The sequence below is a fragment of the Kribbella sp. NBC_01505 genome (assembly GCF_045040285.1).
In the GTDB taxonomy this organism is placed as follows: domain Bacteria; phylum Actinomycetota; class Actinomycetes; order Propionibacteriales; family Kribbellaceae; genus Kribbella.
In genome coordinates this window covers 4,779,971-4,804,527 of sequence record NZ_CP109425.1, presented here as the reverse complement: position 1 = coordinate 4,804,527, position 24,557 = coordinate 4,779,971, and the positions used below count along the sequence as shown (strand labels likewise).

Sequence of the window (24,557 nt, the reverse complement as noted above, 5' to 3'; positions counted from 1 at the left end):
GGAGATCACGCGCTGGCGCAACCCAGATAGTCGAGAAAGACGCTTGCCATCCAGTCAACGTCGTCGCCGGTGCTGATGCTCTTGAGCGGGACCCACCCCTCGGTATTGTTCTTCCAGTACTGGGTCACGGGTGTAGCGCCGCCCGTCGAGCCTCCCGGACCCTTCACGGCGTCTCCCCCATTTGCGTACCAGTCCGCCGACACGAGGTTGGGGAGTTCGTAGATGCCCCGATGCGTGGAGGCCTTACCGGTGACGCGGTACTTCAGCCCGTGCTCACATCCCGCAGCGTTGGCCACGCTAGAGGTCATGAGCAGGCTTCCACCGATGATGACGGCCCCGACCGCGGCCATGAGTTTGCGCATTTTGTCCTCCCGAGAAGAGCTGATGTTGTGCACAGCCTCACGGGTTCACCTTTGGAGAACCTTTGGCGCTCGGGCTAGCGCTTCGTGTGGAGGTCTCTGAGTTCGGCGCGGAGGAGCTCTGCTCGTGGGTGTTCGAGCTCGTCGAAGATCCGGAGGGCTTCGGTCTTGGCGGCGCGGGCGGCGCCGAAATCGCCTACGTCGGAATGCACCTCGCCCAACGAGTGCAGAGCGGCCGCCAGGTAGTACTTGTCGCCGATGCGGCGTGACAGCCGCGCCGCGGCGCGGTACGAGTGCGCGGCCTCGTCGTGGCGGCGGCCTTGGTGGCTGAGGTAGCCGAGCGTGTCATGGGCGCCTGCCTGGGACTTGACGTCGCCGAGTTCCTCGGCGATCTGCAGGGCCTGTCGCGCGTAGATGGCGGCGTCGTCCAACCGACCGAGCCTTGCGAGGTACCAACTGATCGATCCGAGTGCGCGATGCTGCCCTCTTCGCGATCCTTGCGCCGCATAGAGGGCAAGAGAATTGCGTGCGTAAGCGAGCGCCGGCGCGAACTGCTGCCGCTGAGCCGAGACGAATCCCCCGAGTCCGAGCGCGTAGGCCAACCGAAGGCGGTCACCAGTCGCCCGGGTGAATTCAAGCGCGCGGCGGAGGTGTTGCCGAGCCTCGGCGTGCTGGCCGGCCAGGGCAGAGAAGTAGGCGATGCCGCGGTGGACCAACCCGAGCGCGGCTGGGTCGCCGAGCGCTTCGGCCGATGCCAGACCGACCTGTTCGACCGCGATCGCATCGCGCCAGCGTCCTTGACGACCGAGATACCTGGCGGCCAGGTCTGCCAACTGCCAGCACTCGGCCCAGCGCCCGGCTGCCTTGGACGTGTCGACCAACCTGAGGATGACGGTGAGCTCCGCGGCGTACCAGGCGAGTGCCTCGTGAACGTCTGCGAAGTCCGCGAGTTCCACACCTGGGCTGGGCTCGCCGAGCGAGAACTCGTCCCGATCCGGATTGAGGTGGCCGACCGCGCGGTACGCCATGTGGATGTAGTAGTCGATGACGCGTCGTTGCGCGGCTTCGCGGTCGGCCCGGGATTCCCCCGCCATGACCACCTCGCAGGCATAGGCGCGGAGCAGGTCGTGATGGGAGTACCGGTCACGGGCGGGACTGTCGAGCAGCGTTGCCTGGCAGAGCCGACGCAACAGCCGAGCCACTTCCTTCGGAGGCTCACCGATCAGACTTGCTGCCGCCGCAAGGGAGATCTCCGGTCCGGGATGCAGGCCGAGCAGCCGGAACAGGCGCCGCTCGGCGGGATCCTGCGCGGCGTACGACCAGGAAAGGACCGTCCGCACCGAGGTCATCGGGTCCGCGGTATCGAGCTGGTCGAGCCGGTTGCTGTCGTCGACGAGATGGTCGGCCAAGCTCGCCAGTGACAGGTCCGGCGTATGCGCCGCCTCTGCGGCCAGAACCGCCAGCGCCAGCGGAAGAAAGTTGCATTGCCCGGCCAACGTGGCCACCGCGACAGCCTCGGCGGCGACCCGGTCCGGACCGATCCGGTAGGACAACAACGCCTTGGCCTCAGCCGGGCTGAGGAGGTCCAGCTTCATCGAGTGGGCACCCAACTCCGCAACCAACCCGGTCAGCAGATTGCGGCTGGTGACCAGGACCGCGCAGCCTGGAGTCGCGGGGATCAGCGGCCGCACCTGATCGACATCCCGGGCGTTGTCGAGAACGATCAGCAACCGTCGCCCGGCAGTGATGCTGCGGAACAACGCGGACTGGGCCTCCAGGCCCTGAGGAACTCGATCCGGGTGAGTCCCGAGAGCGTCCAAGCACGCTCGAAGCGCGTCAGCCGGCGCCGTCGGCGTACAGGTCGGGTCGAAGCCTCGCAGGTCCACGAACAGTTGGCCGTCCGGAAACTGATCCGCGACTCGGTGCGCCCAGTGCAGGGCCAGCGTCGTCTTGCCGATCCCAGCAGTGCCCGCGACCGCGCAGATCACGCCCGCTGATGAGCCACCGCCGAAGAGCAACCCGTCAAGGGTTTTCAGCTCGACGTCCCTGCCGACGAAATTCCGGGTGGTCGACGGCAGTTGCCGCGGCACGGCCTGGCGTTGACGGGTTTGGGGTTGCGACCGATTCGCTAGCCCCGGCTCGCGGCGGAGGACGGCCAGGTGAAGTGCCTGCACCTCGTCACTCGGCTCCTCACCAAGTTCGGCGACCAGCCGCTCGCGTAACTCGACGTACTGCTGGAGTGCCTCGGTACGTCGCCCAGCCTGCGCCAGCGCGCGAATCAGATAGCCGGCCAGCGACTCGGACAAAGGAAAGTCGCCGACAACCCGAGCAAGGTCATCCGCCAACCCGGCGAGCTCCCCCGAACAATCCACCTGCTCCGCGAGCAGCAGCCACGCCGACAGACGGGCATTCAACAGCTCGGCGCGGTACTCCGCTATCCAGCAATTATCCATACCTGCGAGCGGAATGCCACGCCACAACGCAGTTGCCTCTTCCAGCTCAGCGGTCGTGGCTCGACCTGCCTTGGCCTCGCTCAGTACCCGCAGGAAACGCAGCGCGTCGATGTCCTCCTCTTGTGCTTCGAGTACGTAACCACCGCCACGCCGTACGATCCCGATGCCGATCGGATGTAGTGCGTTTCGGAGCAGGCTGAGATACGGATACAGGGTGGCGGCCGGTTTCTTGGGCGGCCGCAGGCCCCACACCCGGTCCGCGATCACTGCGGTGGGTACGACGCATCCAGGCGCCACCGCAAGAGCAGCGAGAACCATGCGCGGCTTCGCAGAGCCGACATCGATCTCCACGCCGTCAGCCCATACCTCGACGGCCCCGAGCAGACGAATCTCTGCCACCCCGAAACCTCCCCCGGAAACAGCGGGTACCCACCTGACGATGAGTACCCATCCGCAACCCTCTGCAGCGCAGCCGACCATGCGGTCAACATCGTGCAACGACGCCGCCGATGTGTCTACGCGCCGGTCGAGTCGGTCCGCGGCTGGGTGAGAAGGTGGAGAACAGTCCGGGGTAGTTCCAGTCGGGTCAGTCGTTCGCTTCGGCCGCGAGGGCCTCGGCGCGTTCGAGCATGTGCCTTTCGGCTTTCAGCGATGCTTCGTACTTGTCTCGGTGAACATCAATGGACGCCATCTGCAGCCCTCGCTCGATCGCGAACGAGATGTCCCGCCATCTACTTGTCCGGGTGCATCCGACATCGGCGACCGCGATCAGCTTCTCCGGCTCGGCCAGGCGCTTGCCGAGCGCCTCGTCGATCGGCCCGTCGAGCTTGGCGTACTTGTACCCGCGTGCGCGCATGCACGACGACCACTGCTCCGACGCCGCGACGGTGCGGGGGTCATGCAGAGCAGCTAGGCGCAACTCCTCGGCATTTTCCGGACCGAGTGCGTTGGGGTCGCCGCCCACCTTCTTGGCGGCCTCTCCACGGCACCCACCCGACGGTACCGGGCTGCCCGCGCTGTCTCGAGGAACTTCCTGCCCCTGGGAGAACTCTCCCTGAAGGACGCCGAGAACCGGTTGCTCATCTTCATCGGTGAAAATCGCCCATGGCTTGGTCACCGGCTCGCCAGGTGCGGCGTGGTACCCGTACTTCTTCGCCTGCTCCAGAGGCAGGGTCCCGAATCGACCGGCCCACAGAGCGAACTCCGGGCCGAGCGCTTCCGGGTCATCCTCGACGCGCGTCAGCGTCGTACCGAAACGCTTCGCGCACACCTCGACGAGTTTGTTGTAGGCAAGGTGGAGCCGGTCACGCTCCTTGGCCGACAGAGTCAGGTCGTCGTAAGGCAACGTGGACTGCCACGTGACCGCCGGCAGTGGATTCGGCAGCGACACCTGTGAAGGCTCGATCAGGTCGGACTTGCCATCGCTCGGGTCGCCGGCACAGGCCGTCACGACGAGCGTCGCACACACCATCGCGGCCATCGCGGCCCACCAGTTCTTTGTCAGCATCTGTCATCCACCCCGGCAGCCTCTGTTCACTCATTCGGCGAGCAACGATGTTCCTGCGGCTCCAGGTATTGCCTGGCACCACCACAAGCGGTGCAGGCAACACCCAGGCCGCGCAGTTGGCTAGTGCCGCGTCACGCCCGTCCGCTCTTCCACGGCCCGTAGTTGTCCGCGCCGCCGTCGACCTGGCGCCCTGCGCGGACGGTGACCTGCGCACCCTCAGCGGGGTCCCCCGTGGTCCTGGTGTCACACGTGCCGTTACCGCCGTTGTGCTGAGAGGTCGTGTGGATGGCCCCTCCGTTGACGTAGTACTGCGCGTAGACCGAGAAGGTGTCCCCGAGTTGATCGCAGAGCATGATCTTGTCGCCGTAGGAGACGAACTTCGCGGTGGCACCGGTTGTCGACGACACGCCGCTGTCGGTGCCCGCCATGGCGGCGGCCGGCGCCAGCGCACCGGCCGCGGTCACGACCGTCGCAATCGCAATGCCTACTCGAATGGGAGCTCGCATCTGACTCTCCTTCTGCTCGGTCAGTGAGCCGGCAGACCCGGCATTCACTGAATGTCGGAGGATCGAAACACGGGCGCCTTCGGAAAACCTTCGGAGAATCTTCGGCGTTCTGCCGCCAGGCAGCACCGGTCCCAAATACCGGTCAGGCCCGTTGGCCCGTTGGCCCGAGTACGGTTGACGTCTGCCGCCGCCCCGCGAGCTGGGACCGTGGCTGATCGGGTTGCTGGTGGCTCACGGGGGAGGGCTGATAGTGGCGGAGATTCGTCTGCTGGGGCCGGTCGGCCTATGGGTCGGCGAGGTGGCGGCCGATGTTGGCGCGGCGAAGCAGCGGCTGGTGCTCGCGGCGCTGGCGACCGAACCAGGGCAGGAGGTGCCGGTCGATGTGCTCGTCGATCGGGTTTGGGGCGAGCAGCTGCCGAAGCGGCCGGCTGACGCCTTGTATCACTACCTGAGCCTGCTTCGAGGCGCGCTTGGTCCGGCAGGATTCGCGATCGCGCGGCGCAGCGGCGGCTACCTGCTCGATGCACCGGAAGCCGCCGTCGACGCGCTCCGATTCCGGCGTCAGATCATCACCTTCGAGGAGTCTGATCCCGTGGCAGCCGTTGCGGCGCTGCGCTCGGCGTTGGCACTGTGGCGTGGGATGCCGCTGGCAGGTCTGGACAGCAGTTGGGCGACCTCGTATCGCAACGGCCTGATGGACGACCGGCTGTCGGCCTGGTTGCAGCTCGCCGAACGGACGGACTGTTCCGGAGGACTGGCCGGCCTGGCCGACGAACTCGTCCGGGTCGCTGACGAGTACCCGCTGTCCGAGCCGCTGGCCGGCTTCCTGATCCGGGCGTTGGTCCAGGCCGGCCGACGAGCCGAAGCACTACACCTGTACGCCGAGCTCAGGGACCGGCTGATTCGCGAACTCGGCGAGGAGCCGAACGACGAGCTCCAGGAATTGCATCTGAGCATTCTTCGGCGGGAGCGAAAGCCCACCGCTCCATCCGCAAACTTCGACGTGGTCGTACCGCGTCAGATTCCGGCCGTCACCCAGGCACTCGTTGGACGGTCGGCCGAGATCCGGGCATTGGACGAGTCGCTCGATACCGCCGTACCGGCTGTCGCGATCTCAGTCATTGTCGGTACGGGCGGGATCGGCAAGACGACGCTCGCGCTGCACTGGGCACACCGCGTCAAGGATCGCTACCCCGCCGGTCAGATCTTCCTCAACCTGCACGGGTTCGACCCGGCCGGCGAGCCGACCGCACCCGCCGAAGCGCTCCGAGCGTGTCTCGAGGCGATCGGCGTCCGGCCGCAGGAGGTACCGGCCGGACTCGAAGCGCGGGTTGCAATGTTCCGCAGTATGACCGCCGAGCGACGCCTCCTCGTCGTTCTCGACAACGCCCGTGACGCCGGCCAGGTCCGCCCACTCATTCCGACCGCACCTGGATGCGCCGTCGTCGTCACCAGCCGGAACCAGCTGGCCGGCGTGGTCGCCGAGTTCGGTGCGCGTCCGGTCCTGTTGGATCTGCTGAGTGCGGCCGACGCCGAGAAGCTGCTCAGCGAGCGGATGGGCGCCCGCCAAGCCCCCGCGGAGCCAGCGGCGGTTGCGGACTTGGCACGGCACTGTTCCGGTCTTCCGCTCGCGTTGTCCGTGCTGGCGGCACACGCTGCGCTGCTGCCGAAGCTGCCACTCGGCGAACTTGCGCGTCAACTGACCGACGGCGAGTCTCGTCTGGACCGGTTCGAGACCGCGGATCCGATGACGTCCGTGCGGGCAGTCCCCTCCTGGTCCCGCGACGTACTGGACCCGGAGGCGCGACGGTTGTTCCGCCTGCTCGGCCTGCATCCCGGCCCAGACATCTCCGGGCCGGCGGCAGCGAGCCTCGCGGGGACCGATCGCGTGACCATCGAGCAGGCATTACACAGGCTGTGCCAGGCGAGTTTGCTCGCAGAGCACGTCGCCGACCGATTCGCCTGCCACGATCTGCTCCGCATCTTCGCCGCGGAGACGGTGTGCGCCGAGGAATCCGCAGCGGACCGGGACGCGGCGGTACGGCGGCTCCTCGATCATTACCTCCATACGGCGTACCGGGCCGTGGGACTGCTCAACCCGGCCCGTGACGAGTTCGATCTCGGGCAACCGCACAGCGGCGCACAGCCCGAAGACCTCGCCGACGTGGACACCGCGCTCGCCTGGTTCACCGATGAGCTGCCGGTGATCCGGTCGGTCATCGAGCTGGCGTCCGGTACCGGGAACCACACCGACACCTGGCGGCTCGCGGATCTCGCCGCCCGCTTCCTCGGCCGGACGGGACGCTACGAAGATGCCATCGCCGTCGAACAGGTCGGGCTGGTCGCCGCGCAACGAGTCGGCGACCCCGCGACCCTCGCGATGACCTACCGCGGTCTCGGCTACTTCCACATGCGGACAGGTCAGTTGGACGAAGCCCGGCAGCACATTCGCCGTTCGCTTAATCTCTACCGCTCGAGCAGCGATCGAATCGGGCTGGCGATGACCCTGGAGATCGCGGGGGTCGTGATGGACCAGCGCGGAAGGTATCGCTCAGCGATCAGCTATTTCGAGAACGCGGTCAGGATCTACGCCGGCCAGGGGAACCGGATCGGCCAGCTGCGCGGTCTAGGTTCTATCGGCTGGAACCGAGCTCAGCTCGGCGAACTCGACGCAGCGGCCGCAACCGCCACGGAGGCCCTTGCCCTGGCCAGCGACCTCGGCGACCTCAAGTCCGTCGCCGCAAGCCACCAGGTCCTCGGCTACGTGAGCAACCGCGAGCAGAACCACGAGGAGGCAGTCCGCTCATACCAGCAAGCCGTGCAGCTCTATCGCCGCATCGGCGACAAGTTCTACGCCGCCACAACCCTCCAGTCGATCGGCGACATCCAAGCCGACGCAGGCAACACCAATGCCGCCCGGACAGCCTGGACCGATGCCCTGGAAATCTTCGACGAGCTCGACCATCCCCAAGCCGAGAGACTCCGCGCCCAACTCGCCACCCACCGCTGAGAAGGCGTGCGATCTAGTGCCTCGGCAAGAAACGTTGGGGTTGTCATCGTGTCGGGTCGACCTGGCCGGGGCTGGTTCCCGATCGCGAATCCAAGGTCCGCCGACCCGATTACCTACCCAACGTTGCTTGACGAGGCGCTAGCCACAACGACGTACCTCAGGCCATCATTGTCGGGCACTGCCCGGCTACGGAGAGAGACTGATGGGTGACGCAGACGTTCGCTCCGACTCGGACGACGACCCCGGAGACGGCTGGGAAGCGGACGAGGCGGCGTACGACACGGACTGGCCGGAACTGGAAGACGAGGGCATTGCAGGCGATCATTGGATCGCTCAACCGAGGATCGAGATCACGATCGGCTGGCTGGTCGGTCTGGTCGCGTACTCGCTCGGGTTCCTCCTCGCGATCGTCTCGCTGACGCTGCCCTGGACGTTCGTCTATCCGCGGCCCGGTCAACAGGTCGTGCCGGGCATGCCCGAGACACCTTTCCTCACCAGGATCAGCAACTACGAGCCCGCTTCGGTGGTGACCGTTCTCGTGGTGATCGGGTTCGCCCTGGTTGTCGCTGCATGCTTCGGCACGGTCGGTCTGGCCAATCGGGCACTGCGCGTTTTGACCCCGGTCGCCGGCATCTTCATCGCGTGGTTCGTCGGTGTCCTGTACGTCGTCGTACTGCGCTCGGTGAATTACGGCTACTCACGTGAGTTCGGGCAGTCGGTCCAATTCGATCGCAACATCTACACAACTGAGCCGAGTACTGGCCTTGCCCTGTGCTGCCTGGGGATCCTGATGATGGCCGCCGGCTCGGTGGTGGCTGTCCGACCGCAGTCGCACCACCAGCCTGCGGTCGCGTCGGCGCAACTGCATCGCGTTGGATATCTGTGCGCCGGAATCGCCCTCGTCATGCTGGTCAGCTCGTTGTCCGAGCCCTGGCTGCGGCATCCATCAGACCCGATGTCCGTCGACCCGGTATGGGGTGGACCGCCACGGCTCGATTCGTGGCTGGCGGCGTTCCGGTTCACGACGATCGCTGCGCTGATCTTCCTGACCGTCCTGATGCTGTCGAAGTCGGTACGGATCCGGAGATGGCTGACCGGGGCCGGGCTGGTCACTTGCACGGTGACGGCAACGATCCTGTTGGCCGGCCGGCTGCTCGCCTGGTTCCCGGATGTCGAGGTCGAGGTTCGCCCCACCTACTACCTGGCGATCGGCGCCGCGGTCCTGCTGACGGTAGCGTTCCTCGACTCAGCTCTTGGTGATGTCGTCAGCCGTCTGAGAGAGGACGCACCAGCATGATGATGTCGAAGAAGCCCCAGCCGAAACTCCTACGGGACGCGGCGGCCAGGACCAAGGCATCAGCCGCGGAGCAGACTCCAGCGACTGGCAAGCGCCGCATCCTGAGCGGCAAGAACTGGTTCGTGGTGGCTGTGGTCACCACGGTCATCGGCGTGGCGATTCCAGCCGTCTTCCCAAGGACGCTCGATTCGGTCCGAGATCTGTGGAGCGACGAGCCGATCACGGTCGAGTCGGCCGATGCGAGCACGCTGATGACCAGTGTGCCCATTCTGGCAACTCCCGGCACGATGCCAACGACCGATGACCTCACCAAGATCGAGGACATTGCCCGCCAGGCCGGAGGTCTGCCTGCCGGCGTCTCCGGGCAACGACTGACCCTCGAGAATCACCGCTCGACCAAGATTCTGGTGACTGGAATCCGCCCAGTCATCGAGAAGCACGTAGAACCCTTCGCCGGCACCTTCGTGAAATTCTTCAGCCAGGGTAGTTCCCAGACAACGGTTCTCGACCTCAATCTCGACGCCCCACAAGCGCAGCCGACCGGCCGAACCGACTCCGGCGATCCCACCAGCGAACCGTTCTTCGCCAGCCGCAACATCACGCTCGAGCCCGGCGAGGTACATCCGATGCACCTTCGCACCGTCACCCAACGATGCGATTGCACCTGGCGCCTGCAGGTCATCTACCGCTATCACGACAAGGACCGCACCGTACTCGTCCCCGCCCCGGACAAGCCGCCCTTCCGAATGACGGCGTACGCCGCCCGCTACCAAGCCGTCTACCACGTCGACCCAGTGGGTGTTCATCCCGTCGACCCCAAGAACTACTGCGCCGACCAAGTAGTCTGCCGCACCACACGCCCCTCCTGCGGCACAGTCCGCACAGCCACCGTCAGAGCAGTAGTACGCATCGAAAAAGGCCCGCCGATCTGCAAGGAAGCCCTACGAATCACCAACCGCTACTACAACGACGCTTCACTTGAGAAGCAAGGCAGCGGCGGCTTCGCAAACATCGAAGGCTGGACCTGCGGCTCCTCAACAATCGCCACCCAAAACGAAACCGGCCACCTCGGCTCATGCGGCCGAGGATCCACAACCGTCACCATGGACGCGACGTAGCCGCGCCTTCAGTGAATTCGGTTGACCGCTGCTGCTCCGGACGGGCAGAGAATCAGCAGGCAGCTCTCCACCTTGACGTCGTCGACGACAGCACCCCACGCGGAGCCCGTCGTACCGGCGAACTGCAGAACCGCGGTCGGCGACAGCACGTTCGTGAAGTAGAAGCTGCGATAGACCCAGCCCATGTTGCTGTTGTTCTTCCCAGCGATGCTGAAGGTAAAGGCGTCAACCTCCTGCCCGTTGACCGTGACCTTGCCGCTCTTCACCGTCGGCGGCCCTTCCGGGTTCCCGGCCACGGCAAAGGTGACCTTGTACGTCGTCAGAAGTTGCGCAGGCAGAGTACGAGCAACCGCACCGTCATTGGACCCATTGAGGTCAAGCGACTGCCGACCTTCAGCATCGGTCCAGTCGGTCGTCAGATCAACGCTCCCCGACGTCACCGTCCACCCATCAAACTGCTGTCCAGCAACGTAGTCATGGAACTCAACCGTCAACCGCGGATTCTCAAATCCGTTCGCAAAGCCCGACGTGGCCGCAGCCGGCCACGCACTAGCACCAACAAGCAAAGTAGACAGCGCGACAACCAACGCCATACGACGAAATTTCCACATAGCAAAGCCCTCCCCAGGCAGCAGACTCCGTCTCCCGTCACCGTCCCCGGTGCCCACCAAGAACCGTACGTGCCAATCCCCCGCCCGGCACTCCCCCAGCCCCAACCCCCCGACGCAATGCAGCTCCTTGCCCCTACCCCCGCGTGCTAAGCATGGTCACCGTCGTCTACCGCCCGGGGTGCCTCCCGCCAGGGCGTCGCGTCAACCTACCTGCGCCCTATCCGGCTGAACCGACTCAGCCCTGTACCGGCTGCGGCACGCGCTCCAGCGGATACAGCTTCTGCCAGAGTCGAACCAGGAACTGCTGGTCGTTCCCCTCATCCTCATACCCCGATGCGACGCTGAGTGCATGCGGATGCAATCCTCTGTGGTCGCCTTCAAGTAGTTGGACCAACTCTGATTTGAAAGTCGTCAGCTGCTCGTCATCAGGAGCAGCGATGGCCACACGGCGTATCAGGTAGTGGTAGTTGTTGAATCGCACTTCCGGGTGGACGTACTTCTCCATGAAGTTCAGGACGGTGGTGAACGGAAGAGCCATCGGGTCCAGCCAGTAGCGGTCGGCGACCTCCCGTCGGGGATCCTGCAGAACGTGCCGCTCCGGCTCGGGAGTCAGCGTGCAGATCTGGTGGCCGCCCGTCTCCGTCTGCGAGTTCGGCACGAACCGCACAATGAAGTACCCGTTCTCGAAACTGGGAATCTGCTCGACAGACGGCTTGGCGAACTCGTTCGTATCCTCCCCAGTCAACCGCGCCCAGGTCAGCCTCCGCCGCACCTCCCGGGCGTCCAGCCAGTCACCAGCCAAGGCGAATCCCGAACAGGCATCGTGACCCGTTGAACCGAGCAGGTCGGCGATCGGGATCCTCACAGCATCAGGAATTCTGCCGCCAACAGCCGGCGTGTGGAGCCCGCGGCGCCCTTCCGGGTGCTCCACGACAGCCATGAACGCCGCCACGAAAGCAGTCGCGTCATGAACCCTCGTCGCCTCCGCGCCGCAGACGTGTTGCCGGTGATGCTTGAACCCGTCGAAGCCCATCATCCGCATCCGGAAGTGCACCTGCGCCGGATCCTCGCAGTAAGCAACCCGCCGTCGCTGGAGCGTGTCATCGCCGAAAGCCGCGTGCCGCTTGTGCGAGTGCCCAAGACCTAAGTCGATCGACGCGTACACGCGCTGCACCTGCGGATCACACTTCGACACTGGCTCCAACCACGGTCGCCGCTCCTTGAATGCGGCGACATACTCGACCGCACCCTGCAGCTCACGCTCCCTCTGGTCATTCATTAACTAACGTCCTTCCACGCCTCTTTGGTCAGGAACCGGGCGACTCAACGAATGCGAACGCGAGGTTCATGCGGTACGGCGCAATTAACCGACAGGCCGCGGAGCAGGCTCATCTGGATACAGCTCTTGCCACCTGACTTCGGTCACTCCTTCTCGGTTCGTCGGGGCGCAGCGCGCTGACCTGCGGTGATGGCCAGCCGGGGAGGTGGTTTGAGGCACTAATTAGTGTTCTAGGCTCGGGTTGTGGCGTGGGTGCGGCGGGTGCGAACGGCCTCGGGAGCGACGGCTGTGCAGGTCGCTGAGTATGTGGATGGGCGTCGGCGGATCGTGGCGCATGTGGGTTCGGCGCATACCGAGGCTGAGTTGGGTCTGCTGCTTGAGCGGGCTCGTGGGCTGCTGGGTGATGCTGGTCAAGGCGTGCTCGAGCTGGGGCTGGAGGCGACGCAGAAGAAGGCGCGGCTGGTCGCTCCTGCTGTGGACGCGGGGTTGTTCGCCGGGCCGGTCCGAGGTGTTGAACAGGAGCGGGTGTCTGCCCCGCAGGTGGTCGCGACGTCGTCGCGGCTGCTGTTCGACGTGCTCGCGGAGGTCTATCGCGCGCTGGGGTTCGTCGCGGTCGGGGACGAGACGTTTCGTGATCTGGTGATCGCCCGCATCGTCGAGCCGACCTCGATCCTGGACACCGGTCGTGTCCTGATCGATCTGGGGTGCAAACCGGCCAGCGAGAAGACGATGCGCCGCACCCTGATACGGGCTCAGCAGCGCGATTACCGCGAGCAGATCGCGACCGCGTGTTTTGAGCACGTGCTGGCCAGCGGCGATGTGTCGCTGTGCCTCTACGACGTCACCACGCTGTATTTCGAGGCCGAGAAGGAAGACGACCTGCGCAAGGTCGGCTACTCCAAGGAACGCCGCGTCGATCCCCAGGTCGTGGTCGGTCTGCTGGTCGACAGGCACGGCTTCCCGCTCGAGATCGGCTGCTTTGAAGGCAACAAGGCCGAGACCACCACGATCGTGCCGATCATCAAAGCCTTCCAAGACCGCCACAACCTGGCCGACATGGTCGTGGTCGCCGACGCAGGCATGCTGTCAGCCAGCAACCTGCGTCAACTGGATGAGGCGAACCTGAGGTTCATCGTCGGCTCCCGCGTGACCAAAGGCACCAGCCGATCTGGAGTCCCACTTCCGCTGGCACGGGACTGCGTTCACCGACGGGCAAGTCGTCGACACGATCACCCCGCGCACCGGGCACAAGGTCGAGAACAACCCCAAGCTCAAAGCCGAACCGGTCTGGGATCCCGAACAGCATCCCGGGTCGTGGCGGGCGGTCTGGGCCTACTCGACCAAACGGGCAGTGCGCGACAACAAAACTCTCACTCTGCAAGAGAACCGGGCCAAAGACGTAGTCGCCGGGGACAAGACCGCCAAGGCTCCGCGGTTCGTCAAAACCAGCAACGGGTCACGCAGCCTGGACGAGGTCTCACTCGCGCGGGCGCGGCGCCTGGTCGGGCTGAAAGGCTACGTCACCAATATCACCGCCGGCGTCATGCCCGCACGCGAGGTCATCGCCAGCTACCACGAGCTATGGCACGTCGAGCAGTCCTTCCGGATGTCCAAGACCGATCTGCGCGCCCGGCCGATGTTCCACCACACCAAGGACGCGATCGAGGCCCACCTCACCATCGTGTTCACCGCCCTCGCGGTCAGCCGCGAGATCCAAAACCGCACCGGACTCGCGATCCGCAACGTCATCCGACAACTCCGGCCACTGCGCTCAGCCACCATCGCGATCAACGCCACCGAGCAGACCATCCCACCCGCCATCCCCACTGACAAGCAGACGATCCTCGACTCGATGAACCGGCCCCAACTCAGGCACTAACCCAAATGACCGAAGTCAGGTTGAATGCGGCGACATACTCGACCGCACCCTGCAGCTCACGCTCCCTCTGGTCATTCATTAACTAACGTCCTTCCACGCCTCTTTGGTCAGGAACCGGGCGACTCAACGAATGCGAACGCGAGGTTCATGCGGTACGGCGCAATTAACCGACAGGCCGCGGAGCAGGCTCATCTGGATACAGCTCTTGCCACAGCCAGTCCAGGAACTCCTCGTCGGTACTCCAGTCGTCATACTCTGCTGCTGCCTCGATCGCGCCTGGTCGCAGACCTGCACGTTCACCCTGGACCAGGCGGGTCAGTTCCGCCTTGAAGACCGCCATCTTCTCCCCGCCTCGCCCAGCCCTCGCCCACTCAACCAGCTCATCGAAGTTGTCATTTCGAGCTTCGGGATGGTAGTAGGTCTGAATAACTGCAAGGAAGGTCGCAAATGGCACGGAGCGATCATCCAGCCAATATGACCTCGCCATAGACGACACCCCCTTCCATCACTTTAAAATATGAGAGAAATCACCGACTGCCAGGTCCACTCCGGCACAGGTTCAGCGGGATACAGTTCGCGCTACAACCGGGCTAGGAACTCGTCATCGTTCCACCGGTCGCAACCCGCCGCGAGGTCGAGCATCCGCAGATGAAGCCCTCACGATTCCCTCCGGAAGCGTGATCAACTCTTCCTTGAATGTTCGCAACTCTGACACTCGACCGCCAATATCGAGGCAAGCTACGAAACGACCCAAGGGCTGGCAGATCAGTCTGACTCGGCCGCGGTGGACGTCGGTGCTAGTTCACTTGGATAAAGCTCATTCCACAGCCATCGGAGAAACTCATCATCGGTATCCCAGTCGTCGTACTCCGCTGCGGTAAAAATCGCCATCGGATGAAGCCCCTCTCGGTCACCTTTTAGCAACCTGACGAGTTCGTTCTTGAAGGTCGCCATGCCGGCATCATCTGGATCTGCCAGTCTCGCCCTGGCAACCAGACTCTCATAGTTATCATTGTGAACTTCTGGACCGTAGTACGTTTGCAGATACCTCAAAAATGTACCGAACGGAACTGATTCATCATCGAGCCAGTACCTGTCGATAAGTGACATTTCTAATTCTTCCTTCTATCGGTCGACTGATGGCGGTTCAACGAACAAGGTGTTGATCTCGTAATTTTTCCCATTTGAGTGAAAAGCAATTACCACGTACCCGCCCTCGAATGTCTCGATAGGCCTCACCCTTGGCTCAGGTAAGCCACTGAGGTCGTCGCCACGCGCACGTGCTTCCGCCCATTCTTTGCGAGCCTTTGCTCCCTCTCGACCGCCTTCGAGTTCGTAGCCGGAGCAGTATTTGTGGCCGTCATCGCCGAGAAGCTCGGCAATCGGCACTCTTATCGCAACTGGACGGTCGGTCTTCGACTCCACAGACGTGGCGAGCGCCGCCTGGACGTCTGGGAGCTTGACCGCCGCAGCGAAGGCAGATACGAACGCTTCCGCATCGTGAATCCGCGTAGCCTGCAGGCCGCAGCGATGCAGTCGAGTCGGATCCAAACCGTCGACTCCTGCCTCGCGCTTGGCGACGTCGGTTTGCGCCGGGTCATTGAGATAGGCGACACGGTCGGCGTACATCTGGTCGGTACCCATCGGACCGTGGCGAATATGGGCATGGCCTGTGCCTTGATCGATGGCGGCGAAGATTCTTTGCACCGCCGGCGAGGCATCCTTGGCTGGTTCGAGCCAAGGGCGCGCTTCCATGTTCTTAGCAATGTATTCGCCCGCGCCTTGGTACTCGAGTAGGAGCCGGATATCGGGGTCAAGCGACTCGAGCACCTCGGGATCAAGGTCCTTTGCGGATTCAGGCAGCGGTCCCGGTGGGAGATTGGCCTCGGCCGTATCCCAGTGCTTGTCATGCTCGGCTACACGCTCTGCGATGCCGCTGCTGGGAAGTTCTGTGGGAATGTTCTGATCGATGGCCTCGGGCACATCGGCGGCCAAGGTCTCGCTAGGTGGGTTCCCAAGGTCTGTGCCCGGCTTCGAGTCATCCGTCCGAGTTGGTGTCTCTGTCGTCAGCGCCTCTGGCATGCCGTCCTCAGCGACGGGTTCCAGGACATCGCCCGAGCCGGCAAGGTCTGTCCCTTCCCGTGCCTCTGGCCCATCAGCGACTGCGACTACGTCCGCCGCCTCGATGTCTGCCGACAGATCATCCTTCGCGTCGCTAGCGGCGGCATGCTCATCGACGCTGACGTCGGGCTGCTCCAGTGGCGCACGGTCGTCGACCTCAACGGTCCGGACCGCTGCCTGATCGTCAGGAGTGACTCCGTTCTGAACGTCATCGCCCAGCTCAGTCTGGTCGTCGGTTCCCCTGCCGAGGCGGGTAAATACCGGGTGCTCGAGCATCTTTGCGCGCAAGTCCGCGGGCAGGCGATCAGCGGCAGCCGGGAGGGCCAATGTCGGGTCATCGGATGGCTGTGTCGTCTCCGACGATGCATCGCGTAGGCTTCGCTGGTCGACGGAGTCTGCCCCATCACGAACAGGCCGGGTCGAGGGTTCATCCGGCCGATCTACCTGAGCCTCATCCGGCCGCGAGGCAGGCGCGTCCTTACTTGACTCGGCCGAAGGCGTGGAGTTTTCCTCGACAGGTCGATCCCCGCGATCGGCAGTTTCCTGCGGCTTGGGGTCCTCGATGTCCGGCTGGCGATCGACTGCGTCCGGGATGGACCGCTCGGCCGAGGAGTCAGGTCCGGGAGTCTGGCCGGAGGTATCTTCCGGTTCGATGGGTTCTGGCCTACGTGGTCGGTCCATCGAGCTGCTCCCCCTCTTCTTCCAGCATCCGGAAGAGGCGACGATGCCATTGCCCAGGAACATTCAGCTCACGGGCGGCGGCGATCAGCTGCGCATACGGCTCAGCCTCCGCAGACAAAGTGGCAGCAGCGCGAAGGAGCGTCCCGTCACCGAGCAACAATGTCGGCGAAACCTTCGCTTGTTGCACCTTCAAGAAGGTCATGATCTGCTCCTCGAGCGTGGATCCCCACAGCTTCGCTCCCCGCACCTCCCACTCCGCCGTCAACGGGTGCGGAACATCAAGCGGTCCCGGGCAGTTCAGCAAGGCGTCGGCCACGTCCGCGAACCTAAACGCTCCGGCCTGCCACTCGACTTCAGTGGTCGCACAGCTGAGCTCTCGTCTCCACACAACGCCAATGACGACCTCGGCCAAATGGTCGGCGAGCTGCGTCGGTACGACGTGATGCTCGATCGCCGACGCCCGTCCGAAAACGGCTGTACCCACAGCCTCGGCGATCGCACGCGCCACCACCGCCGGCGCGACACCCGCAAACACCCAGGGCGATTGCGGCAGAGGCTTGGGGACAGCAGCCAAATGGGCCACCGTCAGCAACTCGACCCACAAGACGAATTGCTGATTCTGCTCAAGGAACTGAGCAACATCAGCGCTCTCGCGAACTGTAGGAAGCTGGTCCCGACGACCAGCAGCCTTGACTGTCGGCGGCGTATCGGCCCGTCGCTCGCGTGGTCCTCCGTGCGGAATGCGAACCCGGACCGGCCGGTCCATGCCGTCTGTGAAGACGGCGGCCTGACCGGGTGGGAGTGAGACGACGGCTCGGGATTGAGGCTCGTCAAGATTCATCGTGGCGCCGACGGTCTGACGATCATCAGCAGCAGGCAGCCGGTGCAGGATCTTGAGTGCGGAGTTCTTGACTACATCGGGGATGACCTTGCTGGGGATCTGTTCTGCAACGACGATGCCTTCGCCATACGCCCGGATCTCGGCAAGCAGCCCGGCAAACATCTCGACTGCATGACTAGTGGTGCCATCGGTACTTGCCTTGAGCAAGCGGTGGGCCTCTTCGACGACGGTCACGTGGCGCAGGTTCGAGGACGGTCCGCGGCGCACGCGGAGGTGCTCGATCAGCCGGATCAGGACGACGCCCATACAGAACGCCTTGTCCTGGTCGTCACCAACATCTTCAAGCTCGAGTACGACGTTGCGGCCCAGCAAATCAGCAACATCGAGCGGGTATCCCCCACCGAGAAACCGCCCAGGCGTCCCAAGAAGCAATGAGTTCAGACGGACATCCACGAACCCACGGACATCCGCCGCAAGCTCAGTGCCATACCCAATGTCATCGACAACCGCCCGCGCTGTCGTCTGCAGGTCAGCCAGCGACGGATACTCGCTCCCGCCCCGGCTCAACGCGAGATCCCAGCCGTACGACGCATAGCACCGGCTCAGCGCCTGGCCGAGCACCTGCGGGAACGGTTCGTGCGCCTCGAAGGCGGCCAAGAACAGCGCACGAACGAGATCTAGGTGCGTCTGCAGCGGGAAGCCGGCTTCCGGCTCCAGCGGGTTCAAACTCAGCGGTACGGCGTCAGGGTCGCCGAGGCGAATGACTGCGACGCTCGAGTCCGAGCCCAGTCGACCGGCCATCGCCGCATACTCGGCTTTCGCAGGCTCGATCACCAGCCACGGTATGGATGCGGCAGTCAGACCCTCCAGCAGGTGCCGAATCGTTTGCGACTTGCCGGAGCCAGTGGCGCCGGCGACGAACGCATGCCGGTTCAACGTCTCCTGCGAAACCGTCATCGCCCCGACCGCCCGCCCCGAGGCGTCGATGACGTCACCAAGCGGGATGCCGTCCGCCGGCGTCTCCGGCGTCAGGTCGAAGCGCACCTGTTCGACCACACGGACACCGGCGATCTCACGCACCGGGGGCCGCACAATCGCAGCCAGCAGCTCACCCGTCGCCGCAAAGCCAGTCACCTCGGCACCAATCACAGACTGAGCAGCCAAGGAGTACGGCGTGGCATGCAAGTCGGCCACCCCCACGAGGGTCTGCGCGACCATCCTCGCAGCGGCCTCAGAAGCCCCACCCGCAAGGACCTGAACCGACCACAGACCACCCTGCGCGGCGGAGAAATCGCGGTACCGAGCCCGATTCCGCTCAAGCTCAAGCGCGCCCCGACCTGAGCCCTTCTCCCGATCCAGCTCGATCGTCATCTGCAGATGAAGGTCCTCAAGCAACTCCCCGCGGTCCTCCACCCCGATCGGGACAGCCCTGACCAACCAGGCAAAGGCCGGCAACGCCTCAGCCAGATCCTCCAACATCCCGGCCGATTCGACCTCGGCTTCAGGCAGCGCGGTCAGTACGTCGTGCCGCCCGTTCACCGCCAACCAGTGCGGAAACTCGACTGGGTCCGCAGCGACCGCCCGCGCACCCACCGGGTAGGACACCGCGCCATCCACAGGCTCGATTCCCACCCGGACCTCGATCGGCCCGCCGGCCACCGTGCGAGTCCAGCAACAACTGAACGGCCGCCCTGCCGATGCCTCCAGCATCAGCGCAGGCAACAACCCGCGCCGAAGCGCGGTGAGCCGTTGCGCCGTGCCCGTGTCCGGCCCACCAGCCAACGGCACCTCGGTAATGCGCCACTGCGGAATCACGAGGCGCCCAACCGCGGATCGCAATCACCAAGCCGCGGACTCGCCGGATCAAGCGGATCCACCATCACGAAAGCAGTCGGCGACAAGCCCTGCAAAACCGTCGGCTCCATCGAATACTCGTACGTGCGCTGATACCCAACCGACGTACTTTCCGTCGATCCACTCGACTCCGAACTAGAGATCGCCTCGGACCACGACGTTCCTCCGGTGGTAGACGACGAGTACTGCTCGCCAGCGGTCTTGGATCCAGACCGGTGCCGCCGACTAAACAGCAGCCCGAACGTCGCCTGCCGACTGTCCGAAGTCTGTACGCCGACCGAATCGCTCGTCGACGCACTATTGCCACGCGTAGTGCTGTCGGACGTCGAGGTGGACGTGTTCGTCCCATGCGAATAGGTGAACTGGCTCGCCACCAACCGGTGCTGCCGACCAATGAAGTTCGCAGCCTGCTCGGCCTCTTTCGCGTTCCCGAGCCGCATGAACAGCACCGCGTCTCCACCGCCGAGAAGCTCCACCGCACTGTCACGCAAATGCGCGAACAGCAGCACGAGCCGAAGCCCGTTACGCCGGCAGATACTGTCGAACCTCTCAAGCTCTGGCCGCGCAAAGGCATCCGCACCAGCGATCACGACGATGCGCTCGCCCAGCCCCGACAGCTGCCCACGCTGGATCCGGACCATCGTGATCTGGAACATCAGGTGCCGCAGCAACGAGGCAGACAGCTCTGATTCACGAGCCGACAGCTCGAACACCCGCAACGAAACCTCGTCGCCATCCCAACCGTCCATCGGCACATCACCGGTGACAGCTGACAACCGCTGCACACCAGCAGCCAGCCGGAACAACCGAGCCTCTGCCGTACGCCGGGCAGACTCGCTCAGCAGGTCGGCCAGCTTCATGTACTCCGAACGCGTCAGCTCACCGCGCTGATCCGGCGTCAACTGCCGCAGCAACACCTGGAAAGCCAAGTGCAGCCGAGTGAACGTGACCGGACCATCTACCAAGCACTCAACAACCTGCTGCACCAGGGCCGCATCAACACCGCGCGACTCGTTCTGCTCAGGCTCGGCTCCGCGCAGTCCCTCAGCGATCACCACGCCCATCTCTTCCGGGTTCAGACCGGTCAGAGGATTCAACGCCCGCGCTTCATCCGGTACGACGGCCGACCGGATCGGTGCGCCGTATTCGCCGGCCATGCGGCGCAGCGGATCGACCACTGCATCCTGAGTGAGGTCCAGCACCACGAGTCGCCCGCCTGCACCCATCAACGAGCTTCCCATCGCCAGCAACGCAGCACGCCAGCCGGCCGCGGTCCCGCCGTACAGGTCGACGCGCTCCTTGGTCACCGGACCGACAGGCACCCACGGACGCACGGCACTGACCTGCAGCGCCTTCGTCTTCTCCCGCTCGCCCAGATCCTGCTGCCAAACCTCCACGTCGCGCTCGAAACCAGCCATCGTGGTGACGCAGTCGGCCAGCCACCGCTGGTGCTCCTTAACTGCCGCCCGCCGCAACATCTCCGGCCGCCCCCATCGCAACCATCCGAGACCGACAGCTACCGCGGCGGGCACGACAGCCAGCCAGGGATTCACGACAACGCCGACGACACCCGTAGCGACGACTGTCCCGGTCATCGCCCAGATCAGTACGGGACTAACCCGCGCTGCAGAAGCACGCTTAGTCTCCAACGTCGCGAGCGCCGACGGCGGCGGTACGGCGGGCAGCGGTGGCTCTTGCTGCTCAACGACCACAACCTCTTGCCCGCGGTACTCCCAGCCCCACTGCTCGGCCTCACGAGTCGCAACCATCGGCTCAGCCATGCGACGCACCATTCAGCCGCTCCAGCACCACACCACGCGCCAGGTCAGCAAGGACCGCCTCGGCCTCAGCCACAGTCGCCGAGGCACGGCTGACCGTGGCATCCCACTCCGTGTCGTCAGCGACGGTGAACCGCCGACGACATCCAGCACAATGCGTCGCCGACGTATCGGACCACGACGCACAGTACGAGCAACGGCGAGCTTGGAGCATTCGCTCAGCTGTAGAAAGCCTTCGACGCTCCAACAACGCCCGTTGCCAACGAGCCTGTGCCTGCGGCAAGTACTCAACCAGCTGCTGATCGCTGAAACTCATCCCCCGGCTGGCCAGAACCGCCGCGGTCAATCTCGCGACGGCATCCCGGTGGGCCGCCGTCGCCTTCCCGATCGGCCCCACAGTCACCAGCAGCGGAAACCAGCCAAGCGTCTGCAACCGCAGCGCCGCCCGACCGCGATTCCACCGCACCGACATGCTCGAGCTGTCATCAGGATCCGCCACCCAGCCAGTCGGCCGCAGCGCAGTCTCGAACAGCGCCCGCTGAGGGCCATCCAGTGCCGCATGAGGTAGCAGCAAGTGGGTGTGCTGGCGGCGTCCGACCCCGGCACCCTTGACAGCCACTACACCCTCCCATTCACCGGCGGTCACCCCAGCGGACCACCCCAACATCACTCTAGTTACTGAACGTGCCCACCGCACCACAGGTCCCGCGCCCCTCATCAGGTTTGGACTACCGAGAGCTGCGCTTGAGTCGTCGACATACTGCAACCGAACGTGTCGCCATATGTCGGTCTGACCCGGCAGACTCGTCACCATGCGACTCCTCATCCTCGGTGGCAGCTGGTTCCTCGGCCGAACAGTCGTCTCCGACGCATTGGCTCGCGGATGGGAGGTGACCGCCTTCTCCCGCGGCAAGAGTGGCCAACCGCCGGCCGGAGCCACCCACGTCGTAGGTGACCGCCGCAACGACGCCGATCTCCACCGCCTGGCTGAGCACGGCCCCTGGGATGCCCTGATCGACACAAGCGCCTACGAACCCGTCGATGTCGCACAGGTGACAGACGCCCTGGCTGATCTGGTCGAGCAATACGTACTCATCTCAACGGTCAGCGCCTACCCCGATTGGCCAGCCAGCCCAGTCGATGAGTCCTCGCCGCTCTGGCCATCCTCACCGACCTATACCGAGCAATCACCCGAACTGGCGCACCTGACCGTCGGCGGTCAATACGGCACCCTCAAGGCAGGCTGTGAAGCTGCCGCAACGGAGGGCGCGAAGCGCAGCCTCATCGTTCGGCCTGGCGTCATCTTGGGCCCCGGCGAGTACGTCGGTCGCGGCCTAAAGCTGCTGGACCGAGCAGCCCGCGGTGGACGCTGGCTGCTCCCAGCCCCCGCTGACCAGCCCATCCAACCAATCGATGTCCGCGACGTATCGACGTTCCTGCTGGACTCGATCGAGGCGAAGCGCGACGGCGTATTCAACCTGGTTGCTCCTATTGGACACGCGACATATGGCGAGCTCATCGACACATGCCTAGAGCTGACTGGGCGTCGTACTGAGCCGGTCTGCGCCGACCCGCAGTGGCTGGAGGAACACGGCGTCGATCAATGGACCGAGATCCCGCTGTGGCGAACTCCCGCCGGCACCTGGCAGGTCGACGGCCAGCGAGCCGCGGAGGCCGGTCTTCGATGCCGACCTCTTCGCGAGACGCTGCGGGACTTCAAGTCCGCCCTTGATCGGGATGGCCTCATCGACCACCCCCGCCAGGCCGATCACGGCATGTCACCCGAACACGAGGCCGAGCTTTTGGCCGCGTGGGATGCCGACCAGTCAGGCGCTCGGTAAAGCCAGTCGGGAGGCTGCCTCGGAGTTGAAGACCTCGATCTGGTCTCTTAGCTCGACGGCCTGCTGGGTATCGCGCCAGTCGCGACCGATCAGCCTGTGCGCCAGCTGGTCCATCCGGCCAGTGATTCCTTGACGTCGATGCGGCGCCGGAATCGTCCAAACGCTGTTGAGAGCGTCAACGCTGGCATCTAGCCGTCCCGCTACGAGTTCGGCAGTAGCAAGGTCGACTTGCGCCCTCGCCGGTTCCAACCCACCGAGCGGATCCTCTGGGGCGAGGCTGATCGCGTCACTGATCCGCGTCACTGCGGATTCGCCGTGGCCGACTGTCAGGAGCGCCGTACCAGCACATGCCGCGTGACGGCTCGGCCCCCAGCCGAACTCTCCGCCGGTAGCGCCGTACAACTCGTTGTGCCGCGCCTGTTCCATCTCGACATCGGCCAGGCGCAAAGACTCCTTCACCTGATCAGGCCGACCCAACTCGGCCCAAGCCCGTGCTTCGATAGCTCGCAGCCTGGCCGTTGATACACCGGCCGGCGCGTCGTCCACACTGCTCGCAATCAGGTCGATCGCGCGTCGACTCTGTCCACGCCAGTTAGCGATCAGCGCCTGCGTCCCTCGCGACCATGCCTCGAGGTCGGCGTCGCCGATCAACTCGGCGTAGGTCCGAGCCGAGCGGGCTTGCTCCTCGGCGGCATCCCATCGAGCCAAGTCGAACGCGACGACCGCAAGCAGTCCACAAGCCTGGCCTGCAACCTGGTACAGCTCACTTGTCTGAGCCGGTCGTCTGGTCTTGTCGAGCAGTAGGTACGCGACATTGCGAATATGCCGAGCTTCCGTCAGCAGCTGCAACGGAGGTTTGGTTTGGTAACCGCGGGCGAGTTCCAGGACTGACTCTTGGAGCTCCGAAATGTCGTCCGAGTCAACGGTGCCGGCGATTCGGGCTGAGTGCTCAAAACTCTCGTGGGCGGCCATGACTGCCGCTGCCTCCAACGATTCGACGTCAACGGATAGGCCGGGCGCGGCCGTTCCGCTGTGACGCTCGAACTCGGAGAAATCGTGCGGCGAGCCAAGCAAAACCTCGAAACGGTGACCCCAGAACGCTTCGGCTACACGCTGCGCGACCGCTCTCGCTTGAGCGACATCGCCTCGCATCCACCGCGCCAACTGACGCGGCGACAGCGTCGCCGACTCCTTCATCTGCTGCGCCCGAGCTTCGTACGCTCGGCAGGTCTCTTCGATCGTCCATGGACCCTCGTGGACGATCTTTTCCAGCAGCGTTCTGTACTGCGCCGTAGCCACGCCTTCACGGTACGTCAGACAAGCAGCCGGAAACCCGGACTCGTGCGTCGATGGCAGCCAAACGTCCGACAGATGGCAGCCAGAAGTCAGGTCTCGATCTCTGGCGTCTGGGCGCCCAAAGCG

General features: G+C 64.6%; 17 protein-coding genes and 1 pseudogene. 5 read left to right on the top strand and 13 right to left on the bottom strand.

Annotation, left to right across the window (positions count from 1 at the left end):
* Nucleotides 1–5: 5 nt before the first annotated feature.
* The 4 genes from OG474_RS22665 to OG474_RS22650 form a co-directional block, all read right to left on the bottom strand.
* A complete protein-coding gene (locus tag OG474_RS22665; protein ID WP_405064362.1) occupies nt 6–362 on the bottom strand; it encodes a hypothetical protein in 357 nt (118 codons plus the stop codon).
* A 74-nt stretch (nt 363–436) separates the two neighbouring features.
* On the bottom strand, nt 437–3,211 hold the full coding sequence (locus OG474_RS22660; RefSeq protein ID WP_405064361.1) for a BTAD domain-containing putative transcriptional regulator: 2,775 nt from the start codon (nt 3,209–3,211) through the stop codon (nt 437–439).
* Between the two features lie 187 nt (nt 3,212–3,398).
* Nucleotides 3,399–4,319, bottom strand: a complete 921-nt coding sequence (locus OG474_RS22655) for a hypothetical protein (RefSeq protein ID WP_405064360.1) — start codon at nt 4,317–4,319, stop codon at nt 3,399–3,401.
* 131 nt (nt 4,320–4,450) lie between these two features.
* Complete coding sequence (locus OG474_RS22650; protein WP_405064359.1) at nt 4,451–4,825, bottom strand: hypothetical protein; 375 nt, start codon at nt 4,823–4,825, stop codon at nt 4,451–4,453.
* Nucleotides 4,826–5,075: 250 nt separating this feature from the next.
* Here OG474_RS22650 and OG474_RS22645 point away from each other — a divergent pair, with 250 nt between their 5' ends.
* From OG474_RS22645 to OG474_RS22635, 3 genes are all read left to right on the top strand, one after another.
* Nucleotides 5,076–7,835, top strand: coding sequence for a BTAD domain-containing putative transcriptional regulator (locus OG474_RS22645; protein WP_405064358.1), 2,760 nt, complete (start codon nt 5,076–5,078; stop codon nt 7,833–7,835).
* 202 nt (nt 7,836–8,037) lie between these two features.
* Nucleotides 8,038–9,132, top strand: a complete 1,095-nt coding sequence (locus OG474_RS22640) for a hypothetical protein (RefSeq protein WP_405064357.1) — start codon at nt 8,038–8,040, stop codon at nt 9,130–9,132.
* The gene (locus tag OG474_RS22635) at nt 9,129–10,250 is read left to right on the top strand and encodes a hypothetical protein (protein ID WP_405064356.1); all 1,122 of its coding nucleotides are present in this window, start codon (nt 9,129–9,131) and stop codon (nt 10,248–10,250) included. The genes OG474_RS22640 and OG474_RS22635 overlap by 4 nt, the downstream gene beginning before the upstream one ends.
* A gap of 8 nt (nt 10,251–10,258) precedes the next feature.
* Here the strand turns inward: OG474_RS22635 and OG474_RS22630 are convergent, their stop codons facing one another.
* Both OG474_RS22630 and OG474_RS22625 read right to left on the bottom strand, forming a co-directional pair.
* Nucleotides 10,259–10,861, bottom strand: a complete 603-nt coding sequence (locus OG474_RS22630; protein ID WP_405064355.1) for a DUF642 domain-containing protein — start codon at nt 10,859–10,861, stop codon at nt 10,259–10,261.
* A 235-nt stretch (nt 10,862–11,096) separates the two neighbouring features.
* Nucleotides 11,097–12,026 carry a hypothetical protein gene (locus OG474_RS22625; protein ID WP_405064354.1) on the bottom strand — a complete coding sequence of 310 codons (930 nt, stop codon included), beginning with the start codon at nt 12,024–12,026 and terminating at the stop codon, nt 11,097–11,099.
* Nucleotides 12,027–12,383: 357 nt separating this feature from the next.
* Here OG474_RS22625 and OG474_RS22620 point away from each other — a divergent pair.
* Nucleotides 12,384–14,019: pseudogene (locus tag OG474_RS22620) on the top strand (IS1634 family transposase).
* 163 nt (nt 14,020–14,182) lie between these two features.
* Here OG474_RS22620 and OG474_RS22615 read toward each other — a convergent pair.
* The 6 genes from OG474_RS22615 to OG474_RS22590 all read right to left on the bottom strand — a co-directional run bounded on the left by OG474_RS22615 (nt 14,183) and on the right by OG474_RS22590 (nt 21,913).
* Nucleotides 14,183–14,473, bottom strand: coding sequence for a hypothetical protein (locus OG474_RS22615; protein ID WP_405064353.1), 291 nt, complete (start codon nt 14,471–14,473; stop codon nt 14,183–14,185).
* 311 nt (nt 14,474–14,784) lie between these two features.
* A complete protein-coding gene (locus OG474_RS22610; RefSeq protein ID WP_405064352.1) occupies nt 14,785–15,129 on the bottom strand; it encodes a hypothetical protein in 345 nt (114 codons plus the stop codon).
* A gap of 15 nt (nt 15,130–15,144) precedes the next feature.
* Nucleotides 15,145–16,821 (bottom strand): hypothetical protein, encoded by a 1,677-nt coding sequence (locus OG474_RS22605; protein WP_405064351.1) that lies wholly within the window; start codon nt 16,819–16,821, stop codon nt 15,145–15,147.
* Nucleotides 16,805–19,372, bottom strand: a complete 2,568-nt coding sequence (locus OG474_RS22600; protein WP_405064350.1) for an ATP-binding protein — start codon at nt 19,370–19,372, stop codon at nt 16,805–16,807. Before OG474_RS22600 ends, OG474_RS22605 begins: the two co-directional genes overlap by 17 nt.
* 101 nt (nt 19,373–19,473) lie before the next feature.
* The gene (locus OG474_RS22595) at nt 19,474–21,297 is read right to left on the bottom strand and encodes a hypothetical protein (protein ID WP_405064349.1); all 1,824 of its coding nucleotides are present in this window, start codon (nt 21,295–21,297) and stop codon (nt 19,474–19,476) included.
* Nucleotides 21,290–21,913, bottom strand: coding sequence for a hypothetical protein (locus OG474_RS22590; RefSeq protein ID WP_405064348.1), 624 nt, complete (start codon nt 21,911–21,913; stop codon nt 21,290–21,292). Before OG474_RS22590 ends, OG474_RS22595 begins: the two co-directional genes overlap by 8 nt.
* Before the next feature lie 193 nt (nt 21,914–22,106).
* Here OG474_RS22590 and OG474_RS22585 point away from each other — a divergent pair, with 193 nt between their 5' ends.
* Nucleotides 22,107–23,135, top strand: a complete 1,029-nt coding sequence (locus OG474_RS22585; protein WP_405064347.1) for an NAD-dependent epimerase/dehydratase family protein — start codon at nt 22,107–22,109, stop codon at nt 23,133–23,135.
* Here the strand turns inward: OG474_RS22585 and OG474_RS22580 are convergent.
* Nucleotides 23,121–24,434 carry a hypothetical protein gene (locus OG474_RS22580; protein WP_405064346.1) on the bottom strand — a complete coding sequence of 438 codons (1,314 nt, stop codon included), beginning with the start codon at nt 24,432–24,434 and terminating at the stop codon, nt 23,121–23,123. The two genes, OG474_RS22585 and OG474_RS22580, sit on opposite strands and share 15 nt — an antisense overlap.
* Nucleotides 24,435–24,557: the final 123 nt, after the last annotated feature.

Coding starts and splice junctions, on each gene's coding strand:
- OG474_RS22665 (WP_405064362.1), bottom strand. CDS start 362: ATGCGCAAACTCATGGCCGCGGTCGGGGCCGTCATCATCGGTGGAAGC.
- OG474_RS22655 (WP_405064360.1), bottom strand. CDS start 4,319: ATGCTGACAAAGAACTGGTGGGCCGCGATGGCCGCGATGGTGTGTGCG.
- OG474_RS22650 (WP_405064359.1), bottom strand. CDS start 4,825: ATGCGAGCTCCCATTCGAGTAGGCATTGCGATTGCGACGGTCGTGACC.
- OG474_RS22640 (WP_405064357.1), top strand. CDS start 8,038: ATGGGTGACGCAGACGTTCGCTCCGACTCGGACGACGACCCCGGAGAC.
- OG474_RS22635 (WP_405064356.1), top strand. CDS start 9,129: ATGATGATGTCGAAGAAGCCCCAGCCGAAACTCCTACGGGACGCGGCG.
- OG474_RS22630 (WP_405064355.1), bottom strand. CDS start 10,861: ATGTGGAAATTTCGTCGTATGGCGTTGGTTGTCGCGCTGTCTACTTTG.
- OG474_RS22610 (WP_405064352.1), bottom strand. CDS start 15,129: ATGTCACTTATCGACAGGTACTGGCTCGATGATGAATCAGTTCCGTTC.
- OG474_RS22605 (WP_405064351.1), bottom strand. CDS start 16,821: ATGGACCGACCACGTAGGCCAGAACCCATCGAACCGGAAGATACCTCC.
- OG474_RS22600 (WP_405064350.1), bottom strand. CDS start 19,372: ATGCTGGAGGCATCGGCAGGGCGGCCGTTCAGTTGTTGCTGGACTCGC.
- OG474_RS22595 (WP_405064349.1), bottom strand. CDS start 21,297: ATGGCTGAGCCGATGGTTGCGACTCGTGAGGCCGAGCAGTGGGGCTGG.
- OG474_RS22585 (WP_405064347.1), top strand. CDS start 22,107: ATGCGACTCCTCATCCTCGGTGGCAGCTGGTTCCTCGGCCGAACAGTC.